The sequence below is a fragment of the Borborobacter xinjiangensis genome (assembly GCF_047739745.1).
Lineage (GTDB): Bacteria > Pseudomonadota > Alphaproteobacteria > Rhizobiales > Rhizobiaceae > Pseudaminobacter.
In genome coordinates this window covers 1-18309 of the sequence record NZ_JBLLVA010000002.1, presented here as the reverse complement: position 1 = coordinate 18309, position 18309 = coordinate 1, and the positions used below count along the sequence as shown (strand labels likewise).

At 61.2% G+C, this 18309-nt stretch carries 22 protein-coding genes; 11 read left to right on the top strand and 11 right to left on the bottom strand.

The genetic code is table 11. The features are described from left to right. The first annotated feature begins 235 nt into the window (after window positions 1-235). On the top strand, window positions 236-388 hold the full coding sequence (locus tag ACLKMW_RS02305; protein ID WP_415722771.1) for a transcriptional regulator: 153 nt from the start codon (window positions 236-238) through the stop codon (window positions 386-388). Here ACLKMW_RS02305 and ACLKMW_RS02300 read toward each other — a convergent pair. Next, entirely contained in the window at window positions 371-979 is a 609-nt protein-coding gene (locus ACLKMW_RS02300; RefSeq protein WP_415723167.1) for a LysE/ArgO family amino acid transporter, read from the bottom strand. The two genes, ACLKMW_RS02305 and ACLKMW_RS02300, sit on opposite strands and share 18 nt — an antisense overlap. A 17-nt stretch (window positions 980-996) precedes the next feature. Beyond that, the gene (locus ACLKMW_RS02295; protein ID WP_415722770.1) at window positions 997-1752 is read right to left on the bottom strand and encodes an SOS response-associated peptidase; all 756 of its coding nucleotides are present in this window, start codon (window positions 1750-1752) and stop codon (window positions 997-999) included. Window positions 1753-1909: 157 nt separating this feature from the next. Here ACLKMW_RS02295 and ACLKMW_RS02290 point away from each other — a divergent pair, with 157 nt between their 5' ends. The 6 genes from ACLKMW_RS02290 (at window position 1910) to ACLKMW_RS02265 (ending at window position 5622) form a co-directional block, all read left to right on the top strand. Then, window positions 1910-2299 (top strand): NUDIX hydrolase, encoded by a 390-nt coding sequence (locus ACLKMW_RS02290; protein WP_415722769.1) that lies wholly within the window; start codon window positions 1910-1912, stop codon window positions 2297-2299. A gap of 58 nt (window positions 2300-2357) precedes the next feature. After that, window positions 2358-2735, top strand: coding sequence for a TIGR02301 family protein (locus ACLKMW_RS02285; protein WP_415722768.1), 378 nt, complete (start codon window positions 2358-2360; stop codon window positions 2733-2735). Window positions 2736-2869: 134 nt separating this feature from the next. Beyond that, entirely contained in the window at window positions 2870-3127 is a 258-nt protein-coding gene (locus ACLKMW_RS02280; RefSeq protein ID WP_415722767.1) for a hypothetical protein, read from the top strand. Between the two features lie 81 nt (window positions 3128-3208). Further along, on the top strand, window positions 3209-4039 hold the full coding sequence (locus ACLKMW_RS02275; RefSeq protein ID WP_415722766.1) for a dihydrolipoyllysine-residue succinyltransferase component of 2-oxoglutarate dehydrogenase complex: 831 nt from the start codon (window positions 3209-3211) through the stop codon (window positions 4037-4039). 99 nt (window positions 4040-4138) lie between these two features. Then, window positions 4139-5011: a CAF17-like 4Fe-4S cluster assembly/insertion protein YgfZ gene (ygfZ, locus tag ACLKMW_RS02270; protein WP_415722765.1), complete on the top strand. Its 873-nt coding sequence runs from the start codon at window positions 4139-4141 to the stop codon at window positions 5009-5011. Next, entirely contained in the window at window positions 5008-5622 is a 615-nt protein-coding gene (locus ACLKMW_RS02265) for a YfbR-like 5'-deoxynucleotidase (protein WP_415723166.1), read from the top strand. The genes ygfZ and ACLKMW_RS02265 overlap by 4 nt, the downstream gene beginning before the upstream one ends. Here ACLKMW_RS02265 and recO read toward each other — a convergent pair. The 7 genes from recO to rpoZ all read right to left on the bottom strand — a co-directional run bounded on the left by recO (window position 5597) and on the right by rpoZ (window position 12033). Continuing rightward, window positions 5597-6358: a DNA repair protein RecO gene (recO, locus tag ACLKMW_RS02260; RefSeq protein ID WP_415722764.1), complete on the bottom strand. Its 762-nt coding sequence runs from the start codon at window positions 6356-6358 to the stop codon at window positions 5597-5599. The two genes, ACLKMW_RS02265 and recO, sit on opposite strands and share 26 nt — an antisense overlap. An 18-nt stretch (window positions 6359-6376) precedes the next feature. After that, entirely contained in the window at window positions 6377-7291 is a 915-nt protein-coding gene (gene era, locus ACLKMW_RS02255) for a GTPase Era (protein WP_415722763.1), read from the bottom strand. Next, window positions 7288-8004: a ribonuclease III gene (rnc, locus tag ACLKMW_RS02250; protein ID WP_415723165.1), complete on the bottom strand. Its 717-nt coding sequence runs from the start codon at window positions 8002-8004 to the stop codon at window positions 7288-7290. The genes era and rnc overlap by 4 nt, the downstream gene beginning before the upstream one ends. Before the next feature lie 2 nt (window positions 8005-8006). Then, window positions 8007-8756 carry a signal peptidase I gene (gene lepB / locus ACLKMW_RS02245; protein WP_415722762.1) on the bottom strand — a complete coding sequence of 250 codons (750 nt, stop codon included), beginning with the start codon at window positions 8754-8756 and terminating at the stop codon, window positions 8007-8009. A 92-nt stretch (window positions 8757-8848) separates the two neighbouring features. Further along, window positions 8849-9250, bottom strand: a complete 402-nt coding sequence (gene acpS, locus ACLKMW_RS02240; RefSeq protein WP_415722761.1) for a holo-ACP synthase — start codon at window positions 9248-9250, stop codon at window positions 8849-8851. A gap of 40 nt (window positions 9251-9290) precedes the next feature. After that, window positions 9291-11519, bottom strand: a complete 2229-nt coding sequence (locus ACLKMW_RS02235; protein WP_415722760.1) for a RelA/SpoT family protein — start codon at window positions 11517-11519, stop codon at window positions 9291-9293. A 112-nt stretch (window positions 11520-11631) separates the two neighbouring features. Then, a complete protein-coding gene (gene rpoZ / locus ACLKMW_RS02230) occupies window positions 11632-12033 on the bottom strand; it encodes a DNA-directed RNA polymerase subunit omega (RefSeq protein WP_415722759.1) in 402 nt (133 codons plus the stop codon). 315 nt (window positions 12034-12348) lie between these two features. Between rpoZ and ACLKMW_RS02225 the strand changes: the two genes are divergently transcribed. Then, window positions 12349-12933: a LabA-like NYN domain-containing protein gene (locus ACLKMW_RS02225; protein ID WP_415722758.1), complete on the top strand. Its 585-nt coding sequence runs from the start codon at window positions 12349-12351 to the stop codon at window positions 12931-12933. Beyond that, window positions 12933-13583, top strand: a complete 651-nt coding sequence (locus ACLKMW_RS02220) for a uracil-DNA glycosylase (protein WP_415722757.1) — start codon at window positions 12933-12935, stop codon at window positions 13581-13583. The genes ACLKMW_RS02225 and ACLKMW_RS02220 overlap by 1 nt, the downstream gene beginning before the upstream one ends. Before the next feature lie 41 nt (window positions 13584-13624). Here the strand turns inward: ACLKMW_RS02220 and smpB are convergent, their stop codons facing one another. Beyond that, window positions 13625-14101, bottom strand: a complete 477-nt coding sequence (gene smpB, locus ACLKMW_RS02215) for an SsrA-binding protein SmpB (protein WP_415722756.1) — start codon at window positions 14099-14101, stop codon at window positions 13625-13627. 25 nt (window positions 14102-14126) lie between these two features. Further along, complete coding sequence (gene dapA / locus ACLKMW_RS02210) at window positions 14127-15008, bottom strand: 4-hydroxy-tetrahydrodipicolinate synthase (RefSeq protein WP_415722755.1); 882 nt, start codon at window positions 15006-15008, stop codon at window positions 14127-14129. A 248-nt stretch (window positions 15009-15256) separates the two neighbouring features. On the opposite strand from dapA, the gene ACLKMW_RS02205 reads away from it, so the two are divergent. Further along, the gene (locus ACLKMW_RS02205; RefSeq protein WP_415723164.1) at window positions 15257-17281 is read left to right on the top strand and encodes a lytic transglycosylase domain-containing protein; all 2025 of its coding nucleotides are present in this window, start codon (window positions 15257-15259) and stop codon (window positions 17279-17281) included. Next, on the top strand, window positions 17278-18180 hold the full coding sequence (locus ACLKMW_RS02200; RefSeq protein ID WP_415722754.1) for an alpha/beta fold hydrolase: 903 nt from the start codon (window positions 17278-17280) through the stop codon (window positions 18178-18180). Before ACLKMW_RS02205 ends, ACLKMW_RS02200 begins: the two co-directional genes overlap by 4 nt. The last annotated feature ends 129 nt before the right edge of the window (window positions 18181-18309 follow it).

Below are 18309 nucleotides of genomic sequence, written 5' to 3'. Positions count from 1 at the left end.
ATGGCCAAAGGCGTTTTCATGGCCGGCTTTATCGCCTTCGGTCCTGTTGCCGTCAAGCCGCAACTTGGCTGCAACCATAGCCGGCTTCATGCATTCCGCTAATAGGTAAGCCTTTATTAAACATGTAGGCACATGAAATCGATGACGAGCCGTACCTACCGCAGACGTCACGATTTCGACCCAAAGGAAGATCATCAGCGAGTCTGAGCGAGAAATGAACTTGGGGAATAAGGCAATGTCGGTAAAGGAAAGTGAAGCTGAACGCGTGCGCGCGCAAGATGCGACGCTCACGAGACATTATCGCGCCATCGGATCGGCGGCGATCCTGGCGGCGGTTCTTGCGGCCAAGCCCAGCAAGCCGACCGTTCGGTCAGCCAAGGCGGCTTAAAAGGCTAAGGCCGATGGCGACCATGACGAGGCCGATCACAGCATCCAGCACTCGCCAGGCCGCCGGACGAGCAAATATCGGCTGAAGCAGGCGCGCGCCGTAACCGAGACTGAAGAACCAGACGAAGGACGCAAGTGCCGCACCGGCACCATAGGCAAGGCGTGCAGTTCCTTCGTAACGCGCCGAAAGCGATCCTAAAAGCAACACCGTGTCCAGATAGACGTGCGGGTTAAGGAAGGTGAACGCCAGACAGGCTATCACCGCAGCCTTCAGATTGCCCTCCCCTCTATCGGCGGCTTTCAGCGCATGCGGGGTCAGCGCCCTCCGGAATGCAATTGCCGCATAGGCGAGCAGAAACAATCCGCCGCCAGCCGTAACCACCGCAATCAGCAAAGGCGACTGGGCAATCAGCGTACCGAGCCCGGCAACGCCTGCGGCGATCAGCAGGGCGTCCGAAAGCGCACAGATCAGGCACAGGACGAAGACATGCTGCCGAAGCAGCCCCTGGCGCAGAATGAAGGCATTCTGCGCGCCGATGGCGATGATAAGCGAGGCACCCAGAAAAAATCCGGAGAGGCTGGCCGGCAACAAAGCTGACATGAACGGGCCTAGAAAAGTGACATCTGGGTGCCGACGGCCGGTTTCGGCTTTTCGGCCTTGGGCGGGAGTGAAACCTCAACGCGCTGCTGCAACTCGGGACCCGTATTAGCGACCTTGTTGACCAGATCGGAAACCGGGATCGGCTCGAAGAAGCCGGGCTCGGCCGGCCGCAGCAGATCGGCCACGTCGCGCGGCTCCTGCGACCTGCAATCCAGCCATCGCGCGAAATCCTGCCGATGGATCACCACCGGCATGCGCTCATAGATGTCGCTTATGTCGCCGTTCGCCGAGGTCGTCAGGATCGTGCCGGTATCGATTTCCGATCCGCCGGGTTCCGCATAGGTTTCCATGAGGCCGGCAAAGGCGAAGACGCCGCCATTCCTTGGCCGCACCCAGTAGGCTTGGGCTTCCTTCTTGCCGTATTTGCGCCATTCGTAAAAACCGGAAGCCGGAATCAGCGCGCGGCGATGGCGCATGGCGGTGCGGAAGGCGGCTTTTTCCGCTGCCGTTTCCGAGCGCGCGTTGAAAAGCAGCGGAAAATTCTTCGTGTCTTTGACCCAGGCCGGCATCAGCCCCCAGCGCACCAGCAGGGCGCGCCGGTCGGGCAGGTTGGAACCCGGCTCTCGGGGTTCACCGGCAACGACCATCAGGATCGGCTGCGTCGGCGCGATATTGTACCGCGGCGGAAACGGCTCAAGCGTCATCAGCCCGAACTCGGCTTCAACCTCCTCAGGTTTTGATATCAGGGAAAAACGTCCGCACATTGGGCTGTCGATGCCGTTCTGATCTGCTCGGTTGCAATGTGACGATGGAAATCGCCCGCCGCAACCTGTATTCGCTTGGGTGGAGCGCTTCATCCCACGCGAATCGAGACCATTCGGGCCCTTGCCAAAAATAATCCACAGACGAATCGTCCCGGCGGTGTCGGTCGCGCTCCGGCGCGGCGGCAGGCTGCTGCTGGTCAAGCGCGGCCAGGCGCCGTCCCTGGGCTTCTATGCTTTTCCGGGCGGAAGGGTTGAACCCGGTGAAACCGATGAGGCGGCGGCAGCGCGCGAGCTTTGCGAGGAAACCGGGCTCGAGGTCGGGGACTTGTCTCCACTGCGCGAGGTGATGATCGACGCAGTCCGCGATGGCGAGGCGCTGACCTATCGGCTGCTGGTCTTCGCTGGAAAGGATTGCGGAGGCGAGCCCCAAGCAGCCAGTGACGCGGCCGAAGCCGGCTTTTTCACGCTGGCTGAAATCGAAATGCTGTCGGTAACCGATTCGGTCGCGGAACTGGCCCGCGAACTGCTTGGGAATATCGACGAATAAGCGAGGACAGCGCACCGATGCGCCTTGCGGCTGACAAATTGTTTCGTCACAAGGGCTTATGAGCCGCACCCTGCAGATTTTCCTGGTCTTTCTGATCCTCGCACCGGCACTCGCCACGGGTCCGTCGCGCGCGGTCGAAGCCCCCTTCGAGCGCAGCCTGCTGCGGCTGTCGGAGATTCTCGGATCGCTGCATTTTCTTCGCAACCTTTGCGGCGAAAACGGCGATAATTGGCGCAAGCAGATGGAAAAGCTGCTCGAAGCTGAAAAGCCGGATGCCGCCCGGCGAGCGAAATTCATCGCCAGTTTCAACCGCGGCTATCGTTCGTTCGAGGGCACTTACGCAAGTTGCACCGCCTCGGCCGCCGAGGCGATCGCCCGCTACATGAAGGAAGGCGAACAACTCAGCCGCGAGGTAGCGAGCCGCTACGGAAATTAAACGCGCATTAACTTTTCCGGCAATGGCGGGCGTACAGGAACGGCCGGGTGTGCTAAGAGTTTAACGGGACATTAAAGGGAAAGCTAAAGTTGATCCAAATACCGGATCCTGGCTTGAAAGGGTGGAAGATGAGCATGCAGCAGCGGGTCAGCGACATCGACGCGCTGGTCAGGGAAGAAAAGCGCCTGACCGCGGTGGAATGCCATAATGAAGCCTGGGCCGAAGGCTTTTCAGCCGGCATTGAGACCGAAATCATCGCGGAAGCAGCGCTAGCCACTGCTTTTGTCGAAATCCTGCGGGCGAGCGGCGAGAACGCAGCGCTTGCCCTGCTCGACCGGATGCGCGAAAAGGTGGTCGCCGGCGAATTCGAGCCCCTTCGCCTGCGACATTGACACGTCCCCGAAGCCGCCTTTTCATTGTAGTAAGAGATCGGTCGGTGACGAACGGTCTCGGGCTTGCAGAGAGGGACGGATATGCAGACAGCGACGCGCGGCACATCGCAGGGCCGCAACCGCAACGGCGCGAAAGTGCTTCTTTGGCTGGTCGCCCTGAGCGTCGCAATGCCTGCCGCCGTTTTTGCCGGCACGTTTCCCGCATCCGCGCTGAGCGAGATCAAACGCGAAGAACTGCCCGCCGAGACCGCGCCGTCGAGCCCCGGTGACGACGCCGCGCCTGAGAATTCCGTCCCCTCACCCGACCCGCTCGAGACGAATCCGCCGGCGGCGGAAGAGCCGGCAACGCAAGAGCCCAATATCGATGAACCGGGTGCGGCCGAGCCCAACGAACCACCGGCAAACGGTCCTGCAGCCCCCCAGGCCGACGAGGCCGATGCGCCGATACCTGAGATCCTCTACGATCTGACCAAGCTCCCGGAGCCGGTGCAACGCATGCGCCAGCTCATTCTCGACGCCACGCAGACCGGCGATCTTGAAAAGTTGCGGCCGTTGATCGGCACCGGCGACGATGCCACCCAGCTTTCGCTCGGTGGCCTTGATGGCGATCCGATCGCATTCCTCAAGGAGCAGTCGGGCGACAAGGATGGCCAGGAAATCCTGGCGATCATCGAGAACATCCTCAATGCCGGCTATGTCCACATCGAGCCGGGAACGAGCGAGGAAATCTATGCCTGGCCGTATTTCTTCGCCGTCCCGCTTGAGAAGCTCGATCCACGCCAGCGCGTCGAGCTGTTCAAGATCGTTACCGCCGGCGACTATGAGGAGATGAAGACCTACGGGGTCTACAATTTCTATCGCCTCGCGATTACCCCCGAAGGAAAATGGGTGTTCTTCGTTGCCGGCGACTGACTGCAATTGCGGGATGGTGCCAGCCGCCATCCGGCTCTTGCTCCTGATCGGCACGCAGCCTACCTAAGGCCAAGCGATTTCAAAATCAGGCCACCAATCATGCCCACTGCCCTGCTCGCCGACCGTGCCCTCATTTCAGTCTCGGGTGCGGAAGCCGAACATTTCCTGCAAAATATCCTCACGACCGACCTGGACGCTCTGACCGACGCCGACGCGAAGCCTGGGGCACTGTTGACGCCGCAAGGAAAAATCCTGTTCGACTTCCTGATTTCGCGCGATGGTACGCAAGGCTTTCGACTTGAATGCCGCCTCGACGTGGTGGATGACTTCGTCCGGCGGCTTATGCTCTACAGGTTGCGCGCCAAAGCGGAAATCTCAAAACTGGATCAAAGCTTTGTCTCCGTCTGCTGGCAGGCTGATTCACTCGCGTTGCATGCAGGTTCATCCTCGGCGGTCGTGCGCGACACGCGATTTGCCGAAACGGACGCGGTTTTCCGCATCTACGGCAGCAAACCGGTTGAGGACGGAGACGTTGGCGCCTGGCAGGCATTTCGCATAGCCCAGGGCATTGCCGAAAGCGGTTCGGATTATGCCCTGGGCGACGCTTTTCCGCACGACGTGCTGCTCGACCAGACGGGCGGCGTGGGCTTCAAGAAGGGCTGTTATGTCGGCCAGGAGGTGGTGTCGCGCATGCAGCATCGCGGCACCGCGCGCCGGCGGGTGCTTCTGGCTTCAGCCGAGCAGCCCTTGCCGCCGTCCGGTACGGACATCAGCGCCGATGGACGCACGCTCGGCACACTGGGCTCTGTCAGCGGCGCAAACGGGCTGGCGATCGCCCGCATCGATCGGGTCAAGGATGCGCTGGACGCCGGCGCGGAGATCTCGGCCGGCGGGATTCCGGTAAAGCTTGCGATACCGGCTTGGGCGACCTTCACCTTTCCGCAGAACCCGGCCGATGCGGAGAACGCATAGTGTCAGACAAGGCAGGGGCGCCGGCGCGGGCATGGCAGCGCATGCTTTCGGGCCGCCGCCTCGACCTGCTCGATCCGTCGCCGCTCGACGTCGAAATCAGCGACATCGCCCATGGGCTGGCGCGTGTCGCGCGCTGGAACGGGCAAACCGCCGGTGACCACGCCTTTTCGGTCGCCCAGCATTCATTGCTGGTCGAGGCGATCTTTTCGGCCCATGCGAAGTGCCCAAAGCCCGAGGACCAGCTCGCCGCGCTCCTGCACGATGCGCCTGAATATGTGATCGGCGACATGATCTCGCCGTTCAAATCCGTCGTCGGCGGCGGCTACAAGGCGATCGAGCAGCGGCTTCAACGCGCGATCCACCTTCGCTTTGCGCTTCCCGCCGAAATCGACGAGAAGCTGAAGAAGGAAATCAAGCGGGCCGACCAGATCGCCGCCTATTTCGAAGCGACAGCTCTCGCCGGCTTTTCGGTGACGGAAGCCACACGCTTCTTCGGCCGCCCGCGCGGCATGTCAGTTGACGGCTTCGACCTTTCGTCACGACCGGCAAAAGCCGTCCAGGGCGCGTTCCTGAAGCGGTTCGAGGCTATCGAGAAAGCAAGGCGGTTGTAGGCGGAACGCTTGCATAATGCTTCTTCAACGCGTTGAGGAACCCGCCACGCGCTTCCGGCGCGCTTAGCCCGCGCGGCTCATAGACGTGCCTGGCGAAGAAGAATTCGGTCAGCCGAAACGCCTGCTCGATTGTCACGCCATCGGCATGCAGGCGGGCGCCGCGCAGCAGGAACGGCGGCAAGGCCAACATTCGGTCCTGCCACGGCCGGCCAGCCTCTCGTGAAACGGCCCTGCCGGATTTCGGCGAGACATAGGCAAGGTCGTCGTTCCGTCCGGTTGCGGCACACTCGGTCAGATCGAGGCCGAAACCGAGTTCCTCCAGCACCAGAAGCTCGAAACGTACAGCGAGTTCGCCGGCGACCGCCGGATCGTCGAGATGCGCGATCAACAGCAACAGGGTTTCATAGAGGCCGGCATGGGGATCGCGCTCCGGCAGCAAGCGCAAATGCGCTGCCAGGGTCTGGAGGCCGTAGACGGCGCAGGCGCTTTCGAACAGCCGCGCCGCATTCAGTTCCAGAGGTTCGGCCTGGAAAAGCCCTAGATGCTCATCGAGGCGGGCACGCCAGAGAAGCTCGACGCGGTTGCCCGCCTGCAGAACCGGCTGCACCTTGCGCGAGCGCCCGCCCCGCACCATGCCCAGATGCCGCCCATGGGCGCGCGTCATCACCTCAAGTATGACGCTGGTTTCGCCATGCTTGCGGGTGCCAAGGATTATACCCTCGTCGCGCCATTCCATTTGAGGAGTCTTGTTCCCTCAGTGAGGGAATTCAAGGCCCATTTCGCGGTAGCGCTCGGGATCGTCGCCCCAGTTCTCGCGCACTTTCACGAAGAGGAAGAGATGCACTTTCTGTTCGAGGATTTCGCCGATGTCCTTGCGGGCGGCCTGTCCGATCGAGCGGATCGTCTCGCCCTTATGGCCGAGCACGATCTTCTTCTGGCTGTCGCGCTCGACATAGATCACCTGCTCGATGCGCACCGAACCGTCCGGCTTTTCCTCCCATTTCTCCGTTTCAACATGGGACGAATAGGGAAGCTCCTGATGAAGCCGAAGATAAAGCTTTTCGCGGGTGATCTCGGCCGCGAGCTGGCGCATCGGCAGATCGGAGATCTGATCCTCTGGATAGTACCAAGGCCCGACCGGCAAGGCTTCGGCGAGATAATCGAGGATGGCGTCGCACCCCGCTCCGGTCAGCGCCGAAACCATGAAGGTGCGCTTGAAGTCGACACGTTCGTTGGCGGCGGCCGCCAGCGCCAGCAGGTTTTCCGGCTTCACCCGATCAAGCTTGTTCAAAACGAGGATCTTGGGCTGGCGAACGCCCTCCAGGTTGGACAGGATCACGTCGGCGTCGCCCTTGATGCCGCGCTCCGCATCGATCAGCACCATGACCATATCGGCATCCTTTGCCCCGCCCCAGGCGGTGGAAACCATTGCCTGGTCAAGGCGACGGCGCGGCTTGAAGATACCGGGCGTGTCGACGAACACGATCTGCGCCTGCCTGTGGGTCGCGATGCCGCGCACGATGGCTCGGGTCGTCTGCACTTTATGGGTGACGATGGAAACCTTTGCGCCGACAAGCTGGTTGACCAGCGTCGATTTTCCCGCATTCGGCGCACCGATGAGGGCGACGAAACCGGAATGGGTCTCGGGCGGGGTTTCGGTGTCTGTCACGTATTCTGTCCTTCCTGGGACCAAATGCCTTCGCGGATCAGAAAGCCCGTCGCCGCCGCGCGCTCGGCTGCCTGCTTGGAGCGGCCCGTCGCGGAAAACGGCGGAAAGCCGGTCAAGGCGACCGATACCGTGAATACGGGCTCATGATCCGGCCCCTCGCGATTTTCGATAGTATAGAGCGGACGCGAGCCGTTGGCTTGCGCCGCCCATTCCTGCAGTACGGTTTTCGGATCGCGCGGAATGCTCAGCACGGCGGTGGATCGCGGCTCCCAATATCTGAGCACGAAGCGGCGGGCCGCCTCCAGACCGCCTTCTATGTAGATGGCAGCAATCAGCGCCTCGACGGCATCTGCAAGGACGTTCGTCGACTTGCGGCCATTGCCCGATTTTACCGCAGCATCGGCGCGAAGGAGCGCCTCAAGCCCAAGTTCGCGGCCAACCTCCGCGCACGTCTGTCCGCTCACCAGCGCGCTCAACCGAACCGCCAGTTCTCCCTCCGTAGCGTCGGGAAATGCTTCGAACAGCATCTGCGAAACCACAAGCGCCAGAACCCGATCGCCCAGGAACTCCAGCCTCTCATTGTTGGCGACGGCTCGCACCGCGCTGGAATGGGTCAGCGCGGTCTGAAGCAGGGCATGATCGCGAAAGGCATGGCCGGTGCTTTCGCGAAGAATATCCGCCAGCGCACCCTTTGTCGGCCGCTTGAGGCTCATCGTCAGCGGACGAAATCGAGAAGCCGCGAGCCGCGCATCAATGTCGGCCACTTCCAGATCTCGAGCGGGCTGGCGCCGCCAGCGATCGAGAAGAAGATGATGTTGGCACGGCCGACGAGATTTTCGGCAGGCACAAAGCCGACCGAAAAGCGGCTGTCGGTGGAGTTGTCCCGATTGTCGCCCATCATGAAGTAATGACCCTCGGGCACGACGAATTCGCGGGTATTGTCGCCGATCGAATTCGGCGTCAGATCGAGCGTGTCATAGGAGACGCCGTTCGGCAGCGTTTCGCGGTATACGTCGACCGGGCGGTTGACCTCGGTGATGTCCGGATTGTCGATCTCGCCGACCTTCTCACGCGCGACCGCCTGGCCGTTGATGAAAAGCTGGCCGTCACGCATCTGGATGCGGTCGCCCGGCAGCCCGATCACCCGCTTGATATAGTCGAGCGACGGATTGGGCGGAAACTTGAAAACGGCGACATCGCCGCGCTCGGGCTCGCCGCCCCAGATGCGTCCCGAAAAGAGGTTGGGGGAAAACGGCAGGGAATGCCGCGAATATCCATAAGACCATTTGGTGACGAAGAGATAATCACCCTCCAGCAGCGTCGGGCGCATTGAGCCGGAAGGAATCGAGAACGGCTGGAACAGGAAGGTGCGGATGACCAGCGCCAGCAGCAACGCCTGGATGATGACGCTGACTGTTTCACCCAGTCCGCCCGATTTCTTCTCGCTCTTGTCAGCCACGCTCATATGGTCCTCGGTTCATGCGTCGGGTTGGTATAGGGGCTCGACGCGCACGGGGCAACGTCTACCGTCGGTCACGAGCGCCATCAAAGTGGCGGTTATTCGACAGGCAGGGCCTCGATGATGACAAAGGCTTGCGCCAGCGGAAAATCATCCGTGATGGTGAGATGGATCGCGGCGCGATGACCAGGCGGCAGCATTTGCGCCAGACGGTCGGCCGCGCCGCCCGTCAGATGCATGGTCGGCTTGCCTCCAGGCAGATTGACCACGCCCATGTCCCGCCAGAAAACGCCCTGCGCCATGCCGGTTCCCAGCGCCTTTGCACATGCCTCCTTGGCTGCGAACCGCTTGGCATAGGAGGCGGCGCGCTCCCTGCGCTTTTCAGATTTCGCCTGCTCGATATCGGTGAAAATGCGCGCGATGAACCGCTCGCCATAACGGTCGAGCGATTTGGCGATGCGTCGAATATCGATCAGGTCGCTCCCTATGCCGATGATCATTCAGCGATGGTCCTCAATGTGGGGGCTAATTCGCAGTCGCTCAGCCATTGACGCGCTTGGCGTCGCTAACGCTCGAATTGTCTTTCAGTTGCGACAGGAGACGACTGAGATGCTTCAGGTCCCAGACTTCGAGGTCGAACAGCATCTCGGTGAAATCCGGAGCGGTGCGCACCATCGACAACGTGTGAATGTTGGCGTCGTTTTCGGCGATCACCTGTGCGATTTCGGCAAGCGAGCCTGGCGCGTTGATCGCGATGACCGAAATCCGCGCCGGAAAGCGCTCCTTGGTTGCTTCGTCGATATCCCAGCGCACGTCGATCCAGCGTTCCGGCTGGTCGTCGAAGGCGGTAAGCGACGGCGACTGGATCGGATAGATGGTGATGCCCGAACCGGGATGGATGATGCCGACGATGCGGTCGCCCGGCACCGCTCCTTCCGGCGCAAAGCGCACCGGCAGATCGCCACGCACGCCCCTGATCGGAACCGCAGTGCCATTTGCCTTGGCCTCGCGCCTGTCCTTGCGCGACGAGCGGCCGGGCATCTGGAACAGCATGCCGGCGGCGTTGCGTATTTTCGACCAGCCCTCCTCGCGCGGCTTTGGCACTTGCACGACCCGTTCGTCCTTGAAGTCGGGAAAGACCGCCTTCATCACGTCCGTCGACGACAATTCGCCCCGCCCGACGGCGGCAAGCACGTCCTCGATGTCCTTGCGGGCCAGCCTGTGCAGCACGGGCTTCAGACTCTCCCTGGAGAAGACCTTGCCGCTGCGTTCGAAGGTGCGTTCGAGAATGCGGATGCCCAATCCCGAATATTGCTTGCGAATCGCGTTCTTGGTGGCGCGGCGAATGGCGGCGCGCGCCTTGCCGGTTACCACGATCGATTCCCACGCCGCCGGCGGCACCTGGGCCTTCGAGCGGATGATCTCGACTTCGTCGCCGTTCTTCAGCTCCGTCACCAGCGGCATGATGCGGCCATTGACCCTTGCACCGACGCAGGTGTCGCCGACATCGGTGTGGACCGCATACGCGAAGTCGATGGGTGTGGCGCCGCGCGGCAGCGCAATCAGCATGCCTTTTGGCGTGAAACAGAACACCTGATCCTGGAAGAGTTCCAGCTTGGTGTTTTCGAGAAACTCTTCCGGGTTGTCGCCTTCCGACAATTGCTCGATCGTGCGCCGCAGCCAGGCATAGGCGTTGGTTTCCGTCGAAATCGCATGGCTGGCGCCATTCTTGCCGCCATTGTCCTTGTAGAGCGCGTGGGCGGCAACGCCATACTCGGCAACCTCGTTCATCTCATGCGTTCTGATCTGCAATTCGATGCGCTGGCGCGACGGTCCGACGATGGTGGTATGGATGGAGCGATAATCGTTCTGCTTCGGCGTGGAAATATAGTCCTTGAAGCGGCCGGGAACCATCGACCACGTGGTATGGATGGCGCAAAGGGCGCGGTAGCAATCCTCGACCCTGTCCACGATAACGCGAAAGCCAAAAATGTCCGACAACTGCTCGAAGGACAGCGCCTTTGCTTCCATCTTGCGGAAGACGGACCACGGCTTCTTCTGGCGGCTGGTGACGACCGCCTTCAGCGCGTATTTTTCGAACAGCCGCGAGAGCGCATTCTCAATTTCGGTAATAACCCCGCGATTCTGCGCCGAAATATCGGCCAGTCTTGCCGTTACCGTGCGGTAGGCTTCCGGATTGATGTAGCGGAATGCCAATTCCTCCAGTTCCTCGCGCATGCCCTGCATGCCCATGCGACCGGCAAGCGGCGCATAGATGTCCATCGTCTCCTCCGCGATGCGCAGGCGCTTGTTTTCCGGCACGTGATGAAGCGTGCGCATATTGTGCAGCCGGTCTGCAAGCTTGACCAGCAGCACGCGAACATCGTCGGAGATCGCCAGCAGCAGCTTGCGCAGGTTCTCGGCCTGCTCGGCCTTCTTCGATACCAGATCGAGTTTCTTCAGCTTGGTCAGACCTTCGACCAGCTTGCCGAGATCGGGCCCGAACAGTTCATCGATCTCCTGGCGCGTGGCCGAAGTGTCCTCAATGGTATCGTGAAGCAAAGCGACAGCAATCGTCGCCTCGTCCATGTGCATTTCGGTCAGGATCGCCGCGACTTCGAGTGGATGCGAAAAATAGGGATCGCCCGAAGCGCGCCGCTGATGGCCATGCTTCTGCATGGCGTAGACATAAGCCTTGTTGAGGAGGACCTCGTTCACGTCAGGCTTGTAGCGCTGCACGCGCTCGACAAGCTCATACTGACGCATCATGGGCCATATCTCTCACACCGGAATGAATCATGCGCCGCATCGGGCGATACGGCGCATGTCATAGATAGCCACGAAACTGCTGGTACGGAAGTACCCGAACAGCCTTGCGCGATCAGTAGTCGTCGCTTTTCTCGGGCGCAACAAGACCTTCGATGCCGGCCAGAAGATCTTCCTCGCTCATCCGGTCGAAGGCGATGTTGTCGTCCTCGCGGTCGTCGGAAGCGTTGGCGGTCGTCGCATCGGCCTGGTCGATCAGCTCCGGAGCTTCGGCCTCCGGCTCGTCGACCTCGACATGGCGCTGGAGCGAGTGGATCAGGTCTTCCTTCAGATCGCCGGGCGACAGCGTCTCTTCCGCGATCTCACGCAGCGCCACCACCGGGTTCTTGTCGTTGTCACGGTTGACGGTGATTGCCGCGCCCTGCGAAATCTGCCGTGCTCTATGACCAGCCAGAAGCACCAGCTCAAAGCGGTTATCGACCTTGTCGATACAATCCTCAACGGTCACGCGGGCCATGGATTGCCCCTTTCATACATGAATGTAGTGGAAAACAGGCGCGCTCCATAACCCGAACAGCCGCCGAACACAAGCACGAAGCCAAATCGCGCCACAAGCCGGCGGGCCGTTCCACGCAAAAACGGCACTCTCTCCGACCTCGACGCCACGCTTGGCCGTATCACATTTTCTTGCATCTGAGGCCATTGCCTTGGAACGGAAACCCTCCGACGATATTTCTTATAAGATAAGTTGCAGAAGCCATTTTTCAAAGGCAACCCGGCGGGCAATGTCCGCATATTTAGTGACATTGTCGTTCGTTGAAGGATATTTCAGATGTTCGACCCACGTGAAAAGATTGCGCTTTTCATTGACGGAGCCAACCTCTACGCCACGTCGCGCTCGCTCGGCTTCGACATCGACTATCGCAAATTGCTGGCAAGTTTCCAGAAACGCGGCTATCTGCTGCGCGCTTACTACTACACGGCGCTGGTGGAAGATCAGGAGTATTCCTCGATACGCCCGCTTATCGATTGGCTGGACTATAACGGCTTCAAGGTCGTGACCAAGCCGGCCAAGGAATTCACGGATTCGACGGGCCGACGAAAGATCAAGGGGAACATGGACATAGAGCTGGCCGTGGATGCGCTGGAACTGGCCGACATCATCGACCACTATGTGATCTTTTCGGGCGACGGCGATTTCCGCACGCTCGTGGAGGCTCTACAGCGGCGTGGCAAGAAGGTCAGCATCGTTTCCACGATGGCCTCGCAGCCGCCGATGATTTCCGACGATCTGCGCCGCCAGGCGGATCACTTCATTGATCTCATGACCTTGAAGGGCGAGTTGGGACGCGATCCGACCGAGCGGCCGGTGCGGCGGCCCGATCCGGCCGAACCGGAAGGCGACGACGAATTCTGATGCAGGCCACGACAGAACCGTCGCGCGATTGTCCGCTGTGTCCGCGCCTTCATGATTTCATCTCGGGCTGGCGCCTGCGCGAGCCGTCATGGCACAATGCGCCAGTGCCGACCTTCCTGCCGCCGGAAGGCGAGGATGCAGTTCGTTTCCTGGTGGTAGGACTGGGGCCGGGCCTGCGCGGCGCCAATCGCACCGGCCGCCCATTTACCGGCGATTACGCCGGCGACCTGCTCTATAATACGCTGATCCGTTTCGGCTTTGCCGAGGGGCGTTTCGAAGCGCGACCGGACGACAGCCTTCGCCTGATCGAAACCGCGATCACCAATGCGGTGCGCTGCGTGCCGCCTGAAAATAAGCCGCTCGGCGGAGAAATCAGCACCTGCCGGCGGTTTCTTTCCTCAACGCTTGAGCGCTTCAAGAATCTCGAAGCCGTGCTGACGCTCGGCACGATCGCACACCAGTCTACTGTCAGGGCACTTGGCGCACGCGTCGCGGATCATCCGTTCCGACACGGTGGCCGCAGTACGATCGGCCCGCTCGCGGTGTTCTCGAGCTATCACTGCTCGCGCTACAACACCAATACCGGCCGGCTTACCGAAGACATGTTCGTCAGCGTTTTCCAAGAGATAGCGGGCTATCTGAAGAAATAGAGTCAGGCTGGCCTTCGGCTTGGCTTGCGCGGCGAGTCACCTCACCCGCGCTCCTTGAGCAGCCGGCCCTTTTCGCGGTTCCAGTCGCGCTGCTTTTCGCTCTCGCGCTTGTCGTGCAGCTTCTTGCCACGAGCGATGGCGAGCAGCAGCTTGGCGCGGCCTTTGTCGTTGAAGTAGATTTTCAACGGCACCATGGTCATGCCTTCGCGCTCCACGCTCTGCGACAGGCGCGCCATTTCGCGCTTGTTCAACAACAGCTTGCGGCGGCGGCGCGGCTCGTGGTTGAAGCGGTTTCCCTGCAGATACTCGGGCAGGTAGGAATTGATCAGCCAGATTTCGCCGCCTTCGTTCGAGGCATAGGATTCCTGAATGTTGGCGTGGCCCTCTCGCAGCGATTTGACCTCCGTGCCGGTCAGCACGAGGCCAGCCTCGATCGTATCGAGAACCTCGTAGGAAAACCGCGCCTTGCGATTCTCCGCCGCAACCTTGTTGTTGGGGTCAGCCTTCTTTCGGTTCATGAAAACAGAACGCGTAACATCGGCGTCAGTTCAACAGCCCGGCGTGCTTCATCGCAGCATCGATCCGGGCGGCAGTCTCCGCCTCTACTTCGACCATCGGCGAACGCAGGATGTTTTCCACCCGGCCCAGACGCGACAAGGCATATTTGACGCCCGCCGGATTGGGCTCGACGAAAAGCGCCCGATGCAGCGGCAGCAGCCGGTCCTGCAGTTCTATCGCCCGCTCACCGTCGCCCTTGAGCGAGGCTTCCTGAAACTGCGCGCATAGACGCGGCGCCACATTGGCAGTAACCGAAATGCAGCCAACCCCGCCATGGGCATTGAAGCCCAAGGCCGAGGCATCCTCGCCTGAAAGCTGGATGAAGCCCTTGCCGCAGGTGGCGCGCTGTTCGGAGACGCGTTCCACCTTGCCGGTCGCGTCCTTGACGCCGACGATGTTTGAAAAATCATGCGCCAGTCTGCCCATTGTTTCGGGCGCCATGTCGATGATGGAGCGCGGCGGGATATTGTAGATGATGATCGGCAGCTTCGTCGCCTTGGCCACCGCCGCGAAATGCGCGTAAAGGCCGCGCTGGCTCGGCTTATTGTAATAGGGCGTGACCACCAGAACGGCGTCGGCACCGACCTTTTCGGCGAACTGCGCCAGCCCGACCGCCTCGTCGGTGTTGTTGGAGCCGGCGCCGGCAATCACCGGCACCCTGCCCTTGGCAACGTCGACGCAGGCTTCGACGACCCGGCGGTGCTCCTCATGCGATAGCGTTGGCGATTCGCCGGTGGTCCCGACAGGAACCAGGCCGGATGTCCCCTCCGTTATCTGCCAATCGACCAATGACCGAAAGGCTTTTTCGTCGAGACCGCCACTCTTCTGGAACGGTGTCACGAGCGCGGTGATCGAGCCTCTCAGCATGTCGTCTTCTGCGACCTTGCGGTTGCGCAGTCCTTTCTTGATTTGGCGGCTTTCTATCCGAAAACAATGCCGCGCACCATAGGCTTTGCGTGGGACAAGCTAGTGCCAGTGGAAAGAATCGGATCACCAAAGGAACGCATTTGAGTGTTCGTGATAACCTTTCGTTAACCCGTCCTTCACCACCGATGAATAGGCTTTCGCCAATCTGCTCCGCTTTGTATTGTGTTTGGATAAGGAACGGAATGAGCATGCCGGGCAACAGGCACCATCGCTTCGCGCTTTTTGGCGCACTTCTCGCAATCGCCCCCACGACGGCGTTCGGCGCCAATATCGACGGCCAGATCACCGCCGCCATCCCCATGAAGCCGGCGCTGTCGGAGACGACGACATCGGGCGCGAGCATCGCGAAACTGAAAAGCGGGCTCGACGCATTGTCCGGGCGGCAAATCGACCGCGCCCGCGCCATACGCGACAGTCTTCCCGGCACATCGCTCGATCGGCATATCCTTGCCTGGGCGATTGCGCTGAGGGGTGGCGACCAGGTGCCGAGCGGGGACATAGCGGCGGCTGCGCAGGCGTTGCCCGGCTGGCCCGGCATGGCGGCCCTGCGCCGCAACAGCGAACGGGCGCTTTTCCGTGAAAATCCAGGCGCCAAGACCGTCATCGCCGCGTTCGGTGGAACGCCGCCGCAAACCGTCGAAGGCGTCACCATTCTCGCCCGCGCGCATGTCGCGCTCGGCAATCGCGAGGCCGCCCGAAAAGTACTGGCGCCGTTCTGGCGCAGCGAAAAGCTCGACCCCAAGGACGAGGTCGCGATCATCAAGGAATTCGGAAAACTCATTCCCGCCTCCGATCATCGCGTCCGCATGGAGCGGATGCTCTATTCGGACCGCGTGAATTCGGCCAAGCGGGTGGCCGGCCTTGCGGGCGCGAGCGACCTTGCCGAAGCCTGGGGCGCGGTGATCAAGAACGACAAGGCGGCCGGCAAGCTTCTCGAAGCGGTTCCTGCCAAGCAGCGCAGCGCCGGTTATGTTTTCGCCAAGGCCAAATATCTGCGGCGCAAGGAGAAGATCGCGCAGGCCGCCGCCGTGATGCTGAAGGCACCGAAAGACAAGGCATCGCTGATCGACCCCGATGCGTGGTGGATCGAGCGCAGGGTTCTGTCGCGCGAGCTGGTGGACCAGGGCGACATGCAGACCGCCTACCGCGTGGCCGCCGCCCATGCGGCCGAAAGCCCGGCCAATGCCGCCGACGCGGAGTTTCATGCCGGCTGGTATGCGCTGCGTGGATTGAAGGACGCCAAGACCGCCTCAAGGCATTTTTCGCGCATCGCCGATCTGGCGGAGGGCTCGATTTCGCTTGCGCGCGCCTACTATTGGCTGGGTCGGGCGGCCGAGGCGGGTGGACCCGGTCGTGCGAACGATTATTTCCAACGTGCCTCGACCTACGGCACGACATTTTACGGCCAACTTGCCGCAGAGCGCATCGGGCGCAATGCTATCAGGGTGAGTTATCCCTCGCCATCCGATGCCGACCGGAGCAATTTCGCGCGTCGGGAAGCGGTTCACGCAATAAAGCGGCTGGAACAGGCAGGTTATGAAAGCCTCGCCGACACGCTCTATCGCGATCTCGCCGGACAATTGACCAGCCCCGGTGAACTGGCCCTTCTTGCGGTAATGGCTGAAAAGCGGGGCAACCATTTCCTCGCCCTGAAAGTCGGCAAGATCGCCGCTTCACGCGGCATCGAGGTCGGGGCGCTGGCGCATCCGCTCGGCGTCATCCCCTCTTCCGCCAATATTTCCGGCTCCGGCAAGGCACTGGCCTATGCCGTGGCGCGGCAGGAAAGCGAGTTCAATATTTCCGCCGTCTCGGGTGCCGGCGCGCGCGGGCTGCTGCAATTGCTGCCTGGAACGGCGAAGGAAGTCGCCAAAAAGGCGGGCATGGCCTATTCCCAAGCTCGGCTGACGACCGATGCCGCCTACAATGCCACGTTGGGTGCGGCGTTTCTCGGCGAGCAGCTTGGCCGCTTCAACGGTTCCTATGTGCTGACTTTCGCGGGTTACAATGCCGGCCCGCGCCGTGCGCGGGAATGGATTTCGCGTTATGGCGACCCCCGCGGCAAGGACATCGATACCGTTATCGACTGGATCGAGCGCATTCCCTTTGCCGAAACCCGAAGCTATGTGCAGCGCGTGATGGAAAACTACCAGGTCTATAAGATGCGGCTTTCGGGCACGTTCGACATTGCCGGGGATCTGGTGAACGGCCGTTGATTGCCAAAACCGCCCCTACCCCACCGGATGGCTATGCCGACTTTTTCTATTCCGCCCCTGATGGTCTGAGGCTTCACGCGCGCATTTACGGAAGCGACTCGGGGCGGATGCCGGTCATCTGTCTTCCAGGCCTGACCCGCAATGCGCGCGACTTCCATCGGCTTGCCCTTCACCTGTCGCGCGACGTCGTCGCGCCGCGCAGGGTCGTGGCATTCGACTATCGCGGCCGAGGTCAATCCGCCTACGACCGCAATTGGATGAATTACACTGTCGTCACGGAAGCCGCAGACATACTCGCCGGCCTGGTAGCACTCGAGATTGAGCACGGCGCCTTCATCGGCACCTCGCGCGGCGGCCTCATCATCCACCTCCTCGCGGCGATGCGCCCCGCTGTTCTGAAAGCGGTGGTCCTCAACGACATCGGGCCCGTTGTAGAGGGTGCCGGCCTTGCCCATATTCGCGCCTATCTGGAAAATGCGCCAAAGCCCAAAAGCATTTCGGAGGCAATCGCGATCCAAAGGGCCATTCACGGCACGGCATTTTCGGCGCTGAGCGATCAGGATTGGGAGTGGTTTGTCCGGGCAATCTATCGCGAGGAAGGCGGCAGGTTAATCGCAGACTACGATCCCGCACTTCTTAAGACATTGGCCGGCATAGATTTGAGCGCACCGCTGCCGGTTCTCTGGCTGCAATTCCAAGGACTTTGCGGTATCCCACTGCTTGCCATTCGTGGCGAGAACTCGAAGCTGCTTTCGGGCGAGACGCTGAAAGAGATGGCGCGCCGTCATCCCAACATGGAGACGATCACCGTGCCGGGCCAAGGCCATGCGCCGCTGCTGGAAACCGGAGCCCTGCCGTCTCGGATCGCAGCATTTTTCGAAAAAGTCGAACAAAGCTAAAGTCCAACACGAAACGGTTGGCGCTGGTCGCGTCCGATCGCCTACTAACAAAAAAACCCGGCGGTCGCCCGCCGGGTTTCTTCAAGTAGTCGTAAGCCGATCAGAACGAGCGGCGGAAGCGGAGCCAGC